The following is a 15,887-nucleotide window of genomic DNA, read 5'->3' as shown; positions in this document are numbered from 1 at the left end:
TCCTCTTTTTTCAAGTTTTTTGCTCAATTTGCTTCAGCCGCGATCTGCAAGAGTGCCTTTTCAAACAAGTAACTTTTTTCATAGACACCTGTCTTAATCTGGTAGTCTGTTTCAATCAAATAAGAAATCGCTTGCTTGAGAAAAGCCAAGGAAATCCCTCTCGAATCTCTTAATGCGAACTTGATTTGATAAGGATTAGGATTGCGTCCCAAATAAGTCCCCAGACTGCTTACAATCTGCGATTCCGTTTGACCAGAATCTGATAAGATTTTCACTTGGGTAAAGGTTCGGAACTGTCCTAACATGACAGCTATGAGCTTGATTTCGTCTTCCCCTTGCAGGGTCAAGTCTCTGACCAAGTCACGGGCCTGATCAATCTTCTTAGCTAAAATAAACTGAGTTAAGTCGAAAATATTGTCCTGAAGAGTCTTGGGAATGGCTTCGATAATATCCTTTTCCTCAATCACATCGCCTGGCTTATAAGACTGTAAAAAGAGGAGATTTTTCTGGATTTCGCTAAACTGAAAGCCAGACTTGATGAGTAGATTTTCAAAAGACTTTTCCGCAAACTTCAAACCTTGTTTCTGGCTCCATTTTTGGAAATACTGGCGCAATTCTTGTTCTTTAGCTTCTACTGCATCAAAGACCTTGGCATCACGTTTGAGCAGTTTGACCAATCGTCTCTTGCTATCCAGTTTTCCTTCTGCAAATATCAATAACTTGGTTGTTGGCGAAGGGTTATCAAGGTATGCCTCAAACGACTTGAGCTCATCATCTGCTAAAAAGCGTTTCTTGGCTGTTGTGATATCGACAAAATGGTCTAATATCACGATTTTCTCATCCGCAAATAAAGGGAGACTGACCAGCTCCAACTCTAAGTCTTTATAAGCTACTTCTTTCATATCAAAGTAAGCAAAATTGAGATCAGCTGGATCATAACCAATCTGTTTCAACACTTGACTCTTCATAACTTCAAACTGGCCCTGATCTGTCCCTGTAAATAGATTCAAGCTAGATAGATTTGATAAAGTCAACGTCTGACTGTCTTCAATGGCAAGCATCATCTCTCCTTTCTTCTGATTTTTTATTAAACTTAATCAATATAGCGCAATTTCCCACGGAAATCTTCTAGGCTCTCGTATCCTTTTTCCGCCATGATTGCTTTTAGTTCATTGGTAATGCGTTCAAAAGCACTGATACCTTCTTTGTGAAGAGTGGTCCCTACTTGCACCATACTCGCACCGCAGAGGATATGTTCAAAGGCATCACGACCCGTAAGAACGCCACCCGTTCCGATGATTTGGATTTGGGGATTTAAACGTTGGTAAAAGGCGTGCACATTCGCTAGAGCAGTCGGTTTGATATACTCTCCACCAATGCCTCCAAAACCGTTTTTAGGGCGAATAACGACAGACTCATCTTCGATATAGAGACCATTCCCGATAGAGTTAACACAGTTAACAAATTTGAGTGGATACTTGTTAAAAATAGCTGCCGCTTGGTCAAAGTGGACAATATCAAAATATGGTGGCAACTTGATTCCAAGAGGTTTGGTAAAGTAGGCAAATACCTCTGACAAGATACGGTCTGTTGTTTCAAAATCATAGGCAATCTGAGGTTTTCCTGGAACGTTTGGACAAGAGAGATTAAGCTCTGTCAGTCCTTTGAATTCACTCTCTTGAACTTTTTTCAAGATGGCATGTGTTTCTTCTGGAGACATGCCAACTAAAGATAGGAAGAAAGTTCGGTTTGGCTCTTTTTCCTGCAAGTCCAAAAGATAGTCCAGATAGTAGTCTAAGCCATTATTTGGTAAGCCCATGGAGTTGATAGAACCAAGTGGAACATCCTGGTAGCGTGGCTCAGGATTGCCCTGACGAAAGTCCAAGGTCGCAGTCTTCGTAACAAAAGTACCCGCCGCTGAGTTTTTGACCCCTTCAAGCTCTTCTATCGTCATACAAGCCACACCCGCTGCATTCATCAAGCAATTGTCAAACTCAAAGCCAGCTATTTGTGTTTTCGTTGATACCATGATTCTGATCCTCCAGATTCCTTTTATTTCTAATATTATACCATACTTTAAGATTTTCTCTTTGAGAAACTAATTTCTATATAAAACGTTCGGTTTTGTAAATTGAAAGAATTTTTAGAAAATTTCTGTTTTTTTCTTTACACTCAAAAAAAATTCTGCTATAATGGCTCATGTAATAAAATATAACAACAAAAAGGAGAACGATATGACATCTGCTAAAGACTATATCCAAAGCGTGTTTGCAACTGTGAAAGCTCGTAACGGGCATGAGGCTGAATTTCTCCAGGCGGTTGAAGAATTCTTCAGCACTTTGGAACCTGTATTTGAAAAACATCCCGAGTATATCGAAGAAAACATCTTGGCACGTATCACTGAGCCTGAGCGCGTAATTTCTTTCCGAGTTCCTTGGGTTGACCGCGATGGAAAAGTCCAAGTGAACCGTGGTTACCGTGTTCAATTCAACTCAGCTGTTGGACCATATAAAGGCGGACTTCGTTTCCACCCAACTGTAAACCAAGGGATTTTGAAATTCCTCGGCTTCGAACAAATCTTTAAAAACGTTTTGACTGGACTTCCAATCGGTGGAGGTAAAGGTGGATCAGACTTCGATCCTAAAGGGAAGACTGATGCTGAAGTGATGCGCTTCTGCCAAAGCTTTATGACAGAATTACAAAAATACATCGGACCATCTCTTGACGTACCTGCTGGTGATATCGGTGTAGGTGGACGTGAAATTGGTTACCTTTACGGACAGTACAAACGTCTTAACCAATTTGATGCGGGTGTCTTGACTGGTAAACCTCTTGGATTTGGTGGTAGCTTGATTCGTCCAGAAGCAACTGGTTATGGTTTGGTTTACTACACTGAAGAAATGCTCAAAGCTAATGGTAACAGTTTTGCTGGTAAGAAAGTGGTAATTTCAGGTTCTGGTAACGTAGCTCAATATGCTCTTCAAAAAGCGACTGAACTTGGTGCGACTGTTATCTCTGTATCTGACTCAAACGGTTATGTCATCGATGAAAATGGTATTGACTTCGATCTTTTGGTTGATGTTAAAGAAAAACGCCGTGCTCGTTTGACTGAGTATGCAGCTGAGAAAGCAACTGCTACTTACCATGAAGGTTCTGTATGGACTTACGCTGGTAACTACGACATCGCTCTTCCATGTGCGACTCAAAACGAAATCAATGGTGACGCAGCTAAACGTTTGGTTGCTCAAGAAGTTATCTGCGTTTCAGAAGGTGCTAACATGCCTAGTGACCTTGACGCGATTAAAGTCTACAAAGAAAACGGAATCCTTTACGGACCTGCCAAAGCTGCTAATGCTGGTGGTGTAGCCGTTTCAGCCCTTGAAATGAGCCAAAATAGCCTTCGCCTTTCATGGACACGTGAAGAAGTTGACGGCCGTCTCAAAGATATCATGACCAATATCTTTAATACAGCTAAAACAACCGCTGAAACGTACGGTCTTGGTACTGATTACCTTGCAGGAGCTAACATTGCTGCCTTTGAAAATGTAGCAAACGCTATGATTGCACAAGGTATTGTTTAACTAGTCGATACATCCTATCGGAGGACTAATGATGAACTTACGGCCAATGGAAGTAAAAGACAATCCAGCTGTAGCACAACTCATTCGAGCTAGCCTTGAAGAATTCGGGCTTGACAAACCAGGAACTGTCTACTTTGATTCTCATCTAGATCATTTGGCCGACTATTATCAACAGCAAGAGAGAGCAGCTTACTTTATTCTGGAAGATGAAGATCAGCTGGTTGGCTGTGGTGGCTTTGCACCTGTGTCTGATAAGATTGCTGAATTACAAAAACTGTATGTCACTAAAAACAGTCGTGGCAAAGGTTATTCCAGTAGGTTGATAAAGCGCATATTCCAGGAAGCCCGCCTAGCAGGTTATGAACAGCTTTATCTAGAAACTACTACTGAACTGGCTACGGCTGTGACCATCTATCAACACTATGATTTTACAGCACTAAAACAACCACTTTCTAACGCCGCCGGCCACCCAGCTATGAATATCTGGATGATAAAATCTCTCTTGTCAGATGAATAGATGGCAGTATACTATGATCGACTCGAAGACATCAGGATCAAGATCCTCCACACAGTTAAAACAACTTTTAACAATGTAGCCAAGGCTATGATAGTTAAGGTATTGTTTAAGATTCATTTGCTTAATCCTCAATCATTATGATTGGGGATTTTTATGTTGGCTTCAAAAAAGCTCACTATTTAAAATAGTAAGCTTAAAATCAAGATTTATTTTACTTCTACTAAGGCAAAAGACAGACATTCAACTATTTCATTTACTGCTTCATCTATGTCTAGGTCCTCATTATCATTCAACATCATTGGAAGAGCATAAGAAAGACTCAAGGCTAAAATATAGCGAACAATTCTTTCGTTTGACCAATCTCGGATAACACCATTCTCTTTAAACTGATTCAGAACTGGACTAATTGACTTAATGATAGAGTGAACAATAACATTCCCTAACTGGTCAGAAGTAGTTTCATCAATAAAAGAACGACTCAAGAGAATTTTAACTTGCATTTGATTCTCCTGAATGAAAACTAGTCTATCTCGAACAATGCTTCTCAAAAACACTGGAAAACTCTCTTGGCTTGCTGTAAATTTCTTCTCAGAAAAATCAGCAATTACATCTGGAATAACCTGTTCGAGAAAAGTTGACAGAATAGCCTCTAAGATGCCTTCCTTGGTCTTAAAGTAACTAAAAACGGTCCCTTCTGAAACTCCAGCCTCCTTAGCAATAAGGCTGGCTGTTGTATTTTCAAAGCCAATTTCTGAAAATAGCTTTAGACTTGATAATAATACTTGACGTTGTTTTAAACTCAAGTTGCTATTTTCTAATGTCTGAGCATACTTTTGTTCTAAACTTTCCATTGCTGGCACCTCTCTGCTACTCTCTTACTTTTATAACCTTCTTACCTCGAGTGTGTCCCGACTTCAGACTACGATATGCCTCTCTAACAGACTTTAGAGAAAAATCATAAACCTGATCAATATTCAGCCGAACCTTCCCATCTGAGACCATTTCCGCTAGAACTCTAAAATCATCATATGTGGAATGTCTCGGACCCGTGAACTGAGCACCTCTTATCATAACATATGGTGAAGGTACTAACGTTCCAATAGCAGTGCCCTTCAATCCCAAACTGAAAGCCAATTTAACATAATCACTTCCATAGCAATCCAAGAACTTTGTAATCGGCGTTGGACTTGCTGATAGAAGAGCATTCTGGATGTTTCCTTCGTAAGCTACTGGTATGGCACCTAAGGACTTTAGATAATCTGAATTTTTCTTACTTGCAATTCCAATAACTGTCGCACCTTTAGCAACTGCATACTGTACTGCGATACTTCCAATACCACCTGCTGCTGCTGAAATAACTACAACATCTTTAGAGTTTAGATCAATCTTTCTAAAAGCACCTCCCACTGTTAGAGAGGCTACACCCATAGTAGCTGCATGGTTCATATCAATCATCTCTGGTTTCAACACAATTTCTGATTCATTGACACAAACTTCTGTTGCCAAAGCTCCCCTCTTGGTACCCAATCCAGGGTCACTGATCATTGTTCCAAAAACCTTATCCCCTACTGCAAACCGATTTACTCCTTCACCAACTTCTGTGATAACTCCAGCAAAATCCCGACCAACACCTCTTGGAAAAAGAGATGATTTTGACTCAAACCAACGACTTGGCTTCCTGAGTTTTGTCATAAAAGATAGAAATCGGAGTGGCTTTGCACCTTCAAAAGTCTTATAATCAATAGGATTTAAACCAACTGCATGAACTTCTACCCTCACTTGATTCAGTTTCAAAGAATCAGATTTAATGTTCACTAAATCTAACACTTCTTCATCACCGAAACGACTATATTGTATTGCTTGAACAACCATTGTATGAACTCCTTTACACATCTACAAAATTGAGTGAGCACTCAATCATTTTTTTGATTATACACTTATTCTTCATAGATTTCAACTATACTGTTTCTACAATTTCTAACTAAGTTAGCTGTTCATGATAAAAATAGATCTATTTTCCCTTATGAAAAATTATCAAACTATAAATTAGAGAAATCCGACTGCTTATGAAAGCAGTCGGATTTTTATATATCTAATTTTTCAAAAAATTTGCCTGCTGACCGCTTTTCTTTTAGCTTCTCCAGCAGCTCATCCTCTATAAAAGGAGTCAGGTCGTCAAAATCTTGGCAAACCTTAAAAACCGTCTCTCTGTCCAACTGGCCATAAGCTAGCTCATAATAGTCCTTATTATGATGCCAGTTCTGGTCATAGTTGATATCTTTCCGTTGATAGTAAACAATGTTTTGCTTCGGTGTCAGGTAAAGCTTCTGTGTTAGAATACTTTTCTGATCTTTGGACAACTTGCTACGACTGAAAATCTTAACACCTTGAAAGATCTTGCGCTCATGGATACCTTGATTTGTAACTTTTAATTCAACTCTTTTATAGTGCATATAGTCACCTCCAAAAATTACTTTCATTATATCAGACTCTGGCAGATTTTCAAGCAAAAGTGTCATTTCCAAAAATCTTTAGTCGCCTCTAAAATCTGTTCCGTTGGTGTCACAGTTGCTTCAATAATAGTTTTGCCAGTCATTTTCAGATAGGCTTGTATCAGATGATAGCCATAAGCATAGCCCGCAGCATAAGGCATTCCAACTGGTATCTGACCCTGTATCTTAGCTATTTCATCACCGTAGAGATATGGTGCCATTTCCGCCATCCCCGTTAGCTGAAGCTGACTTGAGATGATGGGCTTAATCTCTTCTAACTGCTCTGGACTGGTTGAAGTAACCCAAGGCCCAATGAGATCTTTGCCATAGAGCTCAGCAGCAAAAAACTCTGCCAATCCTTCACTGACTACCCAGTCTGCTAGTGTCGTCTGCTGGTTCCATTTGACAAATTGAAAGCGGACATTGTGATTGCACTCATGGGCTAACGCCGCCTGCACACGGGGTAAAGTATAGTCATTTGGTAGCAGACTAAGCATGAGGTAGCCTGGAATTCCACCATCTCCACTATAACCCTTATTGAGCTGTAACATGGGCTTTTCAGGGTTGCCCAATAAAATAGTAAAATGGTAATCCTCAACCTCTAAGTCATAGCCAGCCTGCTCAAAAAGACCAATACTCCTCTTGATGGTATTCTGGCAGTCTTGCCAGAGTTGATCAGAGCTCAGAGCGTCGATAGCTGGTCTATCCTTCTCTGACAGAGTTCCGGGTAGCTGATTCATAAAACCAAGTAGGAACAAAGCATCAAATCCTCCGGGATACTTGGCTTTCAGAGGAATATGTTGAGTTTGGTATTTCGTAGCAAAAGGTGCTAATATTTTAGCTCGAAAACAGCCCTCTCTCTTTTCCAAAGGAAGCTCGAGCATCTCTTGGTAAACTTCATCTGAACGAATCATATTGATTTGCATAGTAATCTCCTTTCTTATCTATTATTAGTATAATCCCTTACCTAAGGTCAGAGTCAAGAAGAAAATTGAATTTCTATCAAGATTCTAGTAACTGTTAGAAAAAGCACCCTAGAACTTTCGTATCAGACTATAATTTAGAGGTAGATTTACCATTCTAAACAGAAAAAACCGCTACTCCTAAGAATAGCGGTTTAATCATGTTTTTAAGCTACTAATGTAGTTGCTCTATTATTTAAGAGTAACTGAAGCTCCAGCTTCTTCCAATTTAGCTTTGATTTCTTCAGCTTCTGCAGTTGGAACGCCTTCTTTGATGACACCTGGTGCACCATCAACAAGTTCTTTAGCTTCTTTAAGTCCAAGACCTGTGATTTCACGTACAACTTTGATAACGCCAACTTTTTTGTCACCAGCAGCTGTCAACTCAACGTCAAATGAATCTTTAGCAGCACCAGCGTCAGCAGCACCAGCTGCAGCAACAGCTACAGGAGCAGCTGCAGTTACACCAAATTCTTCTTCGATAGCTTTTACAAGGTCGTTCAATTCAAGGATTGAAGCTTCTTTAATTTCAGCAATAATGTTTTCAATGTTCAATGCCATTGTTATTTCCTCCAAATAAGTTTTTAATTTTATAATAGTTTTTCCGTAGCTAGGCTACGCTGCGTAGCTTAAGATTAAGCTGCGTCTTCTTTGTTTTCTGCAACCGCTTTGACTGCAAGAGCAACGTTGCGCACTGGCGCTTGAAGTACAGAAAGGAGCATAGAAAGAAGTCCTTCGCGGTTTGGAAGAGTTGCAAGAGCAACGATTTCTTCTTTAGATGCGACAGCGCCTTCGATTGCACCACCTTTGATTTCAAGTGCTTCAGCGTTTTTAGCAAAATCGTTCAAGATTTTCGCTGGTGCGATAACATCTTCGTTAGAAAATGCTACTGCAGATGGTCCAACAAATACTGATGCAAGATCTTCAAGACCAGCTTTTTCAGCTGCACGACGCAAGATTGAGTTTTTAATGACTTTATACTCAACTTCGCTTCCACGAAGCTCACGACGAAGAACTGTATCTTGCTCAACTGTCAAACCACGAGCGTCTACAACGACGATAGATGCAGCAGCTTTCATTTTTTCAGCCACTACGTCAACTAGTTCCGCTTTTTTAGCAATAATTGCTTCACTCATTAGTGTGTTCACCTCCGTAATTATTTTGCTTGGGGAATTTTTCCAAAAGAAAAACGCGCCCAAACCTAGACACGAAAGTACAATACGCTTCTTTTTACATGATACGTTTTGTCCTCGGTAGGATCTTTATGAGTCGAGCTCCCCTACTGTCTTAGGCAGTTTTTTCAAACCGTATATAAGTATAGCATAGACAAAAAAAGAATGCAAGATTTTTGCAAACTTTTTTTAAAATTTTTTAAATCTCTACTGTCAAAACTTTGCCTTGCTTAACCACCTGTTCTCCAGCGATATAAACATCGTCAACATCACTGGATTTGACAGCATAAACCAGGTGAGAGAGCATATTTTCCTGAGGTTGAAGATGGATTTTTCCTTGTGGTTGAATGACCAGAAAATCTGCCTGTTTGCCAACTTCTAGGCTTCCTATCTGATTTTCCATTCCTAGAACCTTAGCCCCTTCGATTGTCAGTGCCTTAAGGGCTGTCTCGATAGGGAATTGGCTGGCATCTCCACTCTTCATTTTCTGAAGAAGGGCTGCGGTCCGTCCTTCCTCAAACATATCTAGATTGTTATTGGAAGCAACTGAGTCAGTCGCAATTCCGACTGCTACTCCTGCTTTTTGCAGTTGGATGATTGGAGCGATCCCTGAGGCCAGTTTGAGGTTACTAATAGGATTGTGAGCGATGGCCACTTGAGAGGTTGCCAAACGTTCAATTTCTCTCTCGTTTAATTCGACCCCGTGAGCAAAGACAGACGGATGATCTAAGTAACCTAGTTCTTCTAGAAATGCGAGGGGGCGTTTGCCGTATCGTTTCAGGATAATTCCTGATTCCTCCTTGGTCTCCGCCACATGGATATGGATAGGAATGTCCAGCTCTTTTGCCATATCTAAGCTTGCTTCCAGAAGGTCTCTACTACAACTGTAGGGAGAATGTGGAGCCACCATAACCTTGAAATTTGGGTTTTCATATCCTAAGATTTCCTCTATGATGGCTCGTGTTCTGCTCATAGTCTCAGCAGTTGATTCTGCCTCTGAAGAAAAGAGGGTCGGTGAGAAATAACCACGCATCTTGGAAGCTTTGACTGCCTGATAAATTTGCTCAATCGCCACACCATTGGGATTATACATATCGTTGAAGCTTGTTGTTCCTGACTGGAGCATCTCTGTCAGAGCCTGCTTGACTGCTATTGTAGTCATGTCAGGAGTGAAGTCTGCTTCTGCTGGCCAGATATAGTCATTGAGCCATTCATGGAGATTGCTGTCATCTCGGATCCCTCTCAATCCTGTCATAGCTGAATGGGTATGGCAATTGATCAAACCAGGCATAATCCAGGCTCCCTGATAGTCTATAATCTGCTCGGCTTGATTTAAAATTTCTTGTTTCTCTTGACCGACATAGATGATTTGAGAGTCCTTAACGGCTAAGATACCATCCAAATAAACATGGAAATCTTGGTCACAAGTCACGATATTTAGATGATGATAGACTTTCATTGTTTTCTCCTTCTAAGACCCTAATTTTTTCTAGCTATTGTAACAAAAAAGTCACCCGAAGGCAACTCTTTTTATCCATAAGATTTCAAAATAGAAAGGATTATTCAGAGCTAAAAGCCGCAGCCTTTTGCATTTGGTAATACTTGCCCTTTCTAGCCATGAGATCCTGATGGTTACCATGCTCCACGATGTCACCATCCACCAAGACTAGAATCAGATCCGCATCCTGAATGGTTGACAGGCGGTGGGCGATGATAAAGCTTGTTCGCTCTTTCATGAGTTTGGCAAAGGCATCCTGTACCAGCACTTCTGTCCGCGTATCGATGGAGGAAGTCGCCTCGTCTAAGATGAGAATCTTGGGAATAGCTAGAAAGACACGGGCAATGGTTAAAAGCTGAGCCTGACCGACAGAGAGAGATTCTCCTGCATTTTCCAACTTGGTATTGTATCCCTGTGGCAACTGTTGGATGAAAAAGTCTGCGTTGGCTGCTTTTGCGGCAGCAATCACCTGCTCCCTACTGGCATCAGGATTTCCAAAGGCAATATTGTCATGAATGGTCCCTTGCTTGAGCCAGGTTTCTTGGAGTACCATCCCAAACTGCTGTCTCAATGACGCTCGGGTATAATCATAAATGGATTGCCCATCTAACAAGATATCTCCCGAGTTAATAGGATAAAAACGCATGAGGAGATTGATAAGAGTTGACTTACCAGCACCTGTCGGACCAACGATGGCTACCTTGCTACCAGCTGGGATATCGATAGACAAATCCTTAATCAAGATCCTTTCAGGATTGTATCCAAAAGAAACATGCTTAAAGGAAATGGCTCCCTTAACTTGGTCACTGGTCAAGATTTCCTTACCTGTTTCAACAACCTCAGGACTTTCTAAGACAGCATAGACACGCTCTGCACAAGCTAAAGCACTTTGCAACTCAGCTAAAACAGAAGAAATATCATTAAAGGGCTTGGTGTACTGTTGGACGTAATTCAAAAAAGTCACTAAACGTCCGATGGTCAAGGTGGACCCCATCATGATTCGATAAGCTCCTACTCCAGCAAGAAGAGCATAAATGAGTGCGTTGACAAAGCGAGTTGAAGGATTAACCGTTGATGAATAAAAGATGGCTGACTGAGAATAGCCTGCATAGTTGGCATTAGCCACATGCAGTCTTTGGATAAACTCTGTTTGAGCATTGAAGGACTGGATAATAGTTTGCTGGCTAAGAGACTCTTCAATCAACTGAGTCTGAATTCCTCTCGTCTCCGTTTGCTTCTGGAAGAGGTGATAAGATCTCTTGGCAATAAAGCGTGAAATCACCATGGACAGGGGCGTCAACAGCAAGACCAAGAGGGCCATGAGGAGATGAATTTGGAGCATGGCTAGAATACTAACCAAAATCATCAAAACACCAATGAAAAATTGATTGAAAATCATGGTTAAGCCGGCTGCCAGCTGTTCTATGTCTGTGGTCACACGACTAACCATCTCTCCACTGCCCTGCCGATCCACAAAAGCAATCGGTAACCGATGGAGCTTATGAATGATTCGCTCCCGCAAGTCTCTGGTATAAGAGAAGATTAGACGATTATAAAGAAGAGGATTGGCCCATTGTACCAGTGTATTTCCTATGATCACCAAGATCATCTGGATGAAAATCTGCCAAAAAACTGGTGAAGAACCAGTTACGAGGACCTGGTCAATGACCTGCCCAATCAAGATAGGTAGGTAGATCGATAAAGCAACTTGGGCAATAGTTCCTAGAAAGGCAAGGAAAAGGAGGAAAGGATGGTTTGCTAAATCTATGGCCAAACGTTTGAGCGTCTGGTTTGCGGTTTGTCGTTTCATGCTAGTCCTCCTTTCCATGTTGGGATGCATTGATTTCGCGATAGACTTGGCTAGTCTTCATTAATTCCTCGTGCTTGCCAACAGCTAGTAACTCACCTTTTTCCAAGAGGAGAATCTGGTCAGCCATCTGAAGTGTAGACGTTCGTTGAGAAATCAAGATTAAGCTCGTGTTAGGTAAATTCTCTCGGATAGCTTTCAAGAGCTTGGACTCAGTGATGGTGTCCAGGGCCGAGGTCGCATCATCTAGGATGAGAAATGGAGCTTGTCGCAAGACTGCTCGGGCAATAGATAGCCTTTGTTTTTGTCCACCTGAGAAATTTCGTCCTCCTGCCTCAACTAGGGCATCCAAAAGTCCTTCCTTTTCACTGACAAAATCCTTAGCTTGCGCAATTTCCAAGGCCTGCCAAAGTTCTTGGTCAGACACTTCTCGATTGAAACCTAGAGTCAAGTTGGAACGAATAGTTCCTTTAAAAAGTTCGACTTTTTGAGGTACATAGGCAATCCAAGACCGCCACTGCTCAAGATTACGAGGACTACATCCATCTCGATAAAGGTCAATGCTCCCCTTGTCTGCTGGATAAAGACCAAGTAAGACTTGCACCAAGCTTGATTTACCTGAACCAGTTCCCCCGATGATACCAAGGATCTGCCCTTGATTCATATCAAAGGAAATGTTTCTCAGAGAAGGCTGGGCCGCATCAGGATAGGTAAAGGTTAATTCTTTGACTTGCAAAACACGATCACCGGTAGCTTGCTTTTCTTCTAATTCTGAAAAAATATCTTCTGGAGCTTCGGTAAAAACTTCCTCAATTCGCTTGGCTGAGATATAGGACTGGTTGAGGGAATTGATCAGCATGGCAAGCTTAACCAATTCCACCAAGATTTGCAAGAGATAGTTGATGAGGGCAATGAGGGCACCTTGACTGAGTAAACCTCCTTGAATTGAAATATAGCCCTGCCAGATGATGACGAGAAGAGTTCCATTAACAATCAGATAGGTCAGAGGTGTTAACAAACTAGACCAGAAACCCGTCTTTTCTTGCAATCTAGCATAAACTTGGTTAAGGGTTTGAAAAATCTGTAACTCTCGTTTTTCCTGACCAAAAGCACGAATAACTCGCATGCCTTGTAATTGCTGGCGCGTTTCCTGAACCAGCTGATCCGTTTTCTTTCTGAGACTGCTGTAGAGAGGATTGACCAGTCGAGAGAGACCGACAATGACAATCGTCAAAATGACAACCATAACTAAGAACCAGAAAGTCAGCTCAGCCGAGATGCGATAGGCCATAAAAATGGCTCCAAAAACGATAATAGGCGCTCTCAAAAAGAGGCGCAGGAATTGATTGATACCAGTCTGAATCTGGTAAGTATCCGAAGTCAAGCGAGTCACCAAGCTAGAAGTTGTCAAACGATCTCTGCTGTCCTTGGGTAAGGAAAGAATATGACGATAAAGGTCGTCTGTCAGTTCTTTGGCAAAACCCACCGCTGCCTTGGCTGAGTAAAACTGGGCTACCAAGGCCACTAAAACGCCAATCACTGCAAAGATAAGGAGCAGGCCAATCTGCATCCAAAGGTGCCCTTGATCTCTCTGGGGCAAGGACTGGTCAACAATCCCTGCAATCACCATGGGAACCAAGAGTTCAAAAACAGCTTCTAGCAGCTTGAACAGGGGTGCTAGAATCGACTCTTTGATGTAGGGTTTGAAGTAAGATAGTAAGTGTTTCATAAATCCCTTCTATTCTTATTCTGGAAATGAAGAAAGTGGGAAGCCCCACCCTCTCAGTTTTATTTGTTTAAGTAAGGTAATAGATAGCCATATCCTGCTTTTTCCATCTCATCCTTGGCTATAAAGCGTAAGGAAGCAGAATTAATACAGTAACGGAGGCCACCTAACTCCTGAGGTCCATCTGTGAAAACATGACCCAAGTGAGCATTGCCTGAGCGAGAACGAACCTCGATTCGCTCCATTCCATGGCTCAGGTCCTTGTAATAGTGAATCAACTCCTTAGAAATCGGACGACTAAAACTTGGCCAACCACAACCTGAGGCAAACTTATCCTTAGCAAAAAAGAGTGGCTCCCCTGTCGTGATGTCTACATAAATCCCCTCTTCAAAAGTTTGGTCATAAGCATTACTAAATGGAGCCTCTGTAGCAGCTTCTTGCGTAACACGATAAGACTCTTCAGTTAAGCTTTCCTTTAACACCTCTTGACTAGGCTTTTCATAGTTTGAGGCGTCAATCAATGGCTTCTCAGCATCGGTCACATCGATATGACAATAACCTGAAGGATTTTTCTTGAGATAGTCTTGATGGTAGTCTTCTGCTAATATGTAGTGGCGAAGTTTCTCCACCTCTACTGCAATCTTTCGACCCAGCATGCGCTCCTGCTCCTGCACCACTGTGTAGATAGCTGGCAAGTCTGCTTCATCCTGATAATAGATTCCCGTTCGATATTGGCGACCACAGTCATTCCCCTGCTGGTTAATAGACACTGGATCAATAACACGGAAATAATAAAGCAAAATCTCTCTGAGTGACACAGCTTTCTCATCATAAATTACTTGAACCGTTTCTGCATGGTCTGTTTCCTTGAGCAACTGGTAATTGGTCGTTTCGACTTGGCCATTAGCGTAGCCGACACTGGTTGCTAGCACTCCAGCAATTCGGGAAAAATACTCCTCTAGGCCCCAAAAACAACCACCAGCTAGATAAATTTCTGCCATCTTTATTTCTCCTTTATCAAGTTTTTAAACTAATACTCTTCGAAAATCTCTTCAAAGCACGTCAGCTTACATCTGCAACCTCAAAACAGTATTTTGAGCTAACTTCGTCAGTTTCATCTATAACCTCAAAACCATGTTTTGAGCAACCTGCGGCTAGCTTCCTAGTTTGCTCTTTGATTTTCATTGAGTATAAACTTCTTTTCAAAAAAAGGATAGGAAGCCCTTTAATCAAGACTTTCCCCATCCTATCTTCTATTTCTTTACTTTGTTTCGACACGGACACCTTGCGTATCAACTTTCAAGTCATGCAGTTTGCCTTTGAAAGGTTGCTTTTGCAATTCTGCCTTAATAGCCGGCATCTTGTCATGAGAGGCCAAGACCATCACTGTTGGTCCGGCACCAGAAAGGTAGGTCGCATAGGCACCATTCTCTTTGGCTACTTGCTTAATCGTCGCAAATTCACGGACCAGACTTTGACGATAGCGCTCATGGAAGAGGTCCCCCTCGATTGCTTGACCAGCTGTCACCATATCTCCTGCTAACAAGGCTGCAACGGCCACATTGGCGATCGAACTAGCTGAAACAGCTTCCTTGTAGGACAATTTCTTAGGAAGGACACCACGGCTGTCTCGGGTACGCAATTCATAGTTGGGAATATAAGCTAGAAAATCACACTCTGGGAAGTCAGCCACAATCGCTGAAACATTTCCTTCAACAGAACTTGCAATAACGAGATTGCCGTAAATTGCTGGAGCTACATTGTCAGGATGTCCTTCAATCTTGGTAGCCAACTGCAATTTGTCGTGGTTAGATAAGTTGAGGTTGCCTAATTGGTTGGCTAGTTCAATCCCAGCAACGATAACCGAGCTAGAAGAACCCAAACCACGCGCCAAGGGAACATCACTGGTCATTTTCAAGCGTCTTGGTTGCAAGTCCGGCGCAATTTGCAAGGCAATCTTAAGCAAAAGATTACGCTCGTCATGGGGAATCCATTTGCCAATCTGGTGTTCAATCAACCACTCATCTCGTTCTTCACAGACCTCAATTTGAAGATACTTGGTTACAGCTACACCGACCGAATCAAAACCTGGCCCGATATTGGCACTGGTTGCAGGTACAATAATCTTCATC

At 41.7% G+C, this 15,887-nt stretch carries 15 protein-coding genes and 1 other annotated feature; of the genes, 2 read left to right on the top strand and 13 right to left on the bottom strand.

Annotated features, from left to right (window positions below; translation table 11 throughout):
- Nucleotides 1-23 precede the first annotated feature (23 nt).
- Both holA and GMD5S_RS0204585 read right to left on the bottom strand, forming a co-directional pair.
- On the bottom strand, nt 24-1,061 hold the full coding sequence (gene holA / locus GMD5S_RS0204590; RefSeq protein ID WP_000879628.1) for a DNA polymerase III subunit delta: 1,038 nt from the start codon (nt 1,059-1,061) through the stop codon (nt 24-26).
- A 32-nt stretch (nt 1,062-1,093) separates the two neighbouring features.
- Nucleotides 1,094-2,029 (bottom strand): dihydroorotate oxidase, encoded by a 936-nt coding sequence (locus tag GMD5S_RS0204585; protein WP_000255165.1) that lies wholly within the window; start codon nt 2,027-2,029, stop codon nt 1,094-1,096.
- Between the two features lie 205 nt (nt 2,030-2,234).
- Here GMD5S_RS0204585 and gdhA point away from each other — a divergent pair, with 205 nt between their 5' ends.
- Together gdhA and GMD5S_RS0204575 are read left to right on the top strand one after the other, a co-directional pair.
- Entirely contained in the window at nt 2,235-3,581 is a 1,347-nt protein-coding gene (gene gdhA, locus GMD5S_RS0204580) for an NADP-specific glutamate dehydrogenase (RefSeq protein WP_000199514.1), read from the top strand.
- A gap of 31 nt (nt 3,582-3,612) precedes the next feature.
- Nucleotides 3,613-4,098, top strand: coding sequence for a GNAT family N-acetyltransferase (locus tag GMD5S_RS0204575; protein WP_001053557.1), 486 nt, complete (start codon nt 3,613-3,615; stop codon nt 4,096-4,098).
- Between the two features lie 206 nt (nt 4,099-4,304).
- Here the strand turns inward: GMD5S_RS0204575 and GMD5S_RS0204570 are convergent, their stop codons facing one another.
- The 11 genes from GMD5S_RS0204570 to thrB form a co-directional block, all read right to left on the bottom strand.
- Nucleotides 4,305-4,949 carry a TetR/AcrR family transcriptional regulator gene (locus tag GMD5S_RS0204570; RefSeq protein WP_000444592.1) on the bottom strand — a complete coding sequence of 215 codons (645 nt, stop codon included), beginning with the start codon at nt 4,947-4,949 and terminating at the stop codon, nt 4,305-4,307.
- A gap of 16 nt (nt 4,950-4,965) precedes the next feature.
- Nucleotides 4,966-5,970 (bottom strand): NADP-dependent oxidoreductase, encoded by a 1,005-nt coding sequence (locus GMD5S_RS0204565; RefSeq protein ID WP_000261421.1) that lies wholly within the window; start codon nt 5,968-5,970, stop codon nt 4,966-4,968.
- Between the two features lie 212 nt (nt 5,971-6,182).
- Nucleotides 6,183-6,551 (bottom strand): EXLDI protein, encoded by a 369-nt coding sequence (locus GMD5S_RS0204560; protein WP_009013639.1) that lies wholly within the window; start codon nt 6,549-6,551, stop codon nt 6,183-6,185.
- A 62-nt stretch (nt 6,552-6,613) separates the two neighbouring features.
- Nucleotides 6,614-7,516 (bottom strand): DUF2268 domain-containing protein, encoded by a 903-nt coding sequence (locus GMD5S_RS0204555; protein WP_001166696.1) that lies wholly within the window; start codon nt 7,514-7,516, stop codon nt 6,614-6,616.
- Between the two features lie 228 nt (nt 7,517-7,744).
- Nucleotides 7,745-8,113, bottom strand: coding sequence for a 50S ribosomal protein L7/L12 (gene rplL, locus GMD5S_RS0204550; protein ID WP_001196964.1), 369 nt, complete (start codon nt 8,111-8,113; stop codon nt 7,745-7,747).
- A 74-nt stretch (nt 8,114-8,187) separates the two neighbouring features.
- A complete protein-coding gene (gene rplJ / locus GMD5S_RS0204545; protein WP_001287275.1) occupies nt 8,188-8,688 on the bottom strand; it encodes a 50S ribosomal protein L10 in 501 nt (166 codons plus the stop codon).
- Nucleotides 8,689-8,726: 38 nt separating this feature from the next.
- Nucleotides 8,727-8,862: a sequence feature (ribosomal protein L10 leader region), on the bottom strand.
- 61 nt (nt 8,863-8,923) lie between these two features.
- Nucleotides 8,924-10,183: a TRZ/ATZ family protein gene (locus GMD5S_RS0204540; protein ID WP_000870139.1), complete on the bottom strand. Its 1,260-nt coding sequence runs from the start codon at nt 10,181-10,183 to the stop codon at nt 8,924-8,926.
- A gap of 100 nt (nt 10,184-10,283) precedes the next feature.
- Nucleotides 10,284-12,032, bottom strand: a complete 1,749-nt coding sequence (locus GMD5S_RS0204535; protein WP_000828807.1) for an ABC transporter ATP-binding protein — start codon at nt 12,030-12,032, stop codon at nt 10,284-10,286.
- A gap of 1 nt (nt 12,033) precedes the next feature.
- Complete coding sequence (locus GMD5S_RS0204530) at nt 12,034-13,758, bottom strand: ABC transporter ATP-binding protein (RefSeq protein ID WP_000681722.1); 1,725 nt, start codon at nt 13,756-13,758, stop codon at nt 12,034-12,036.
- 59 nt (nt 13,759-13,817) lie between these two features.
- Nucleotides 13,818-14,756 (bottom strand): peptide-methionine (R)-S-oxide reductase MsrB, encoded by a 939-nt coding sequence (gene msrB, locus GMD5S_RS0204525; protein WP_000818177.1) that lies wholly within the window; start codon nt 14,754-14,756, stop codon nt 13,818-13,820.
- Nucleotides 14,757-15,016: 260 nt separating this feature from the next.
- Nucleotides 15,017-15,886 carry a homoserine kinase gene (gene thrB / locus GMD5S_RS0204515; protein WP_000692419.1) on the bottom strand — a complete coding sequence of 290 codons (870 nt, stop codon included), beginning with the start codon at nt 15,884-15,886 and terminating at the stop codon, nt 15,017-15,019.
- Between the last annotated feature and the right edge of the window lies 1 nt (nt 15,887).

This window comes from Streptococcus sp. GMD5S (assembly GCF_000298715.2).
GTDB lineage: Bacteria > Bacillota > Bacilli > Lactobacillales > Streptococcaceae > Streptococcus.
Note: the sequence above shows the minus strand (reverse complement) of the source record. Positions and strands in the feature narration are given on the sequence as shown.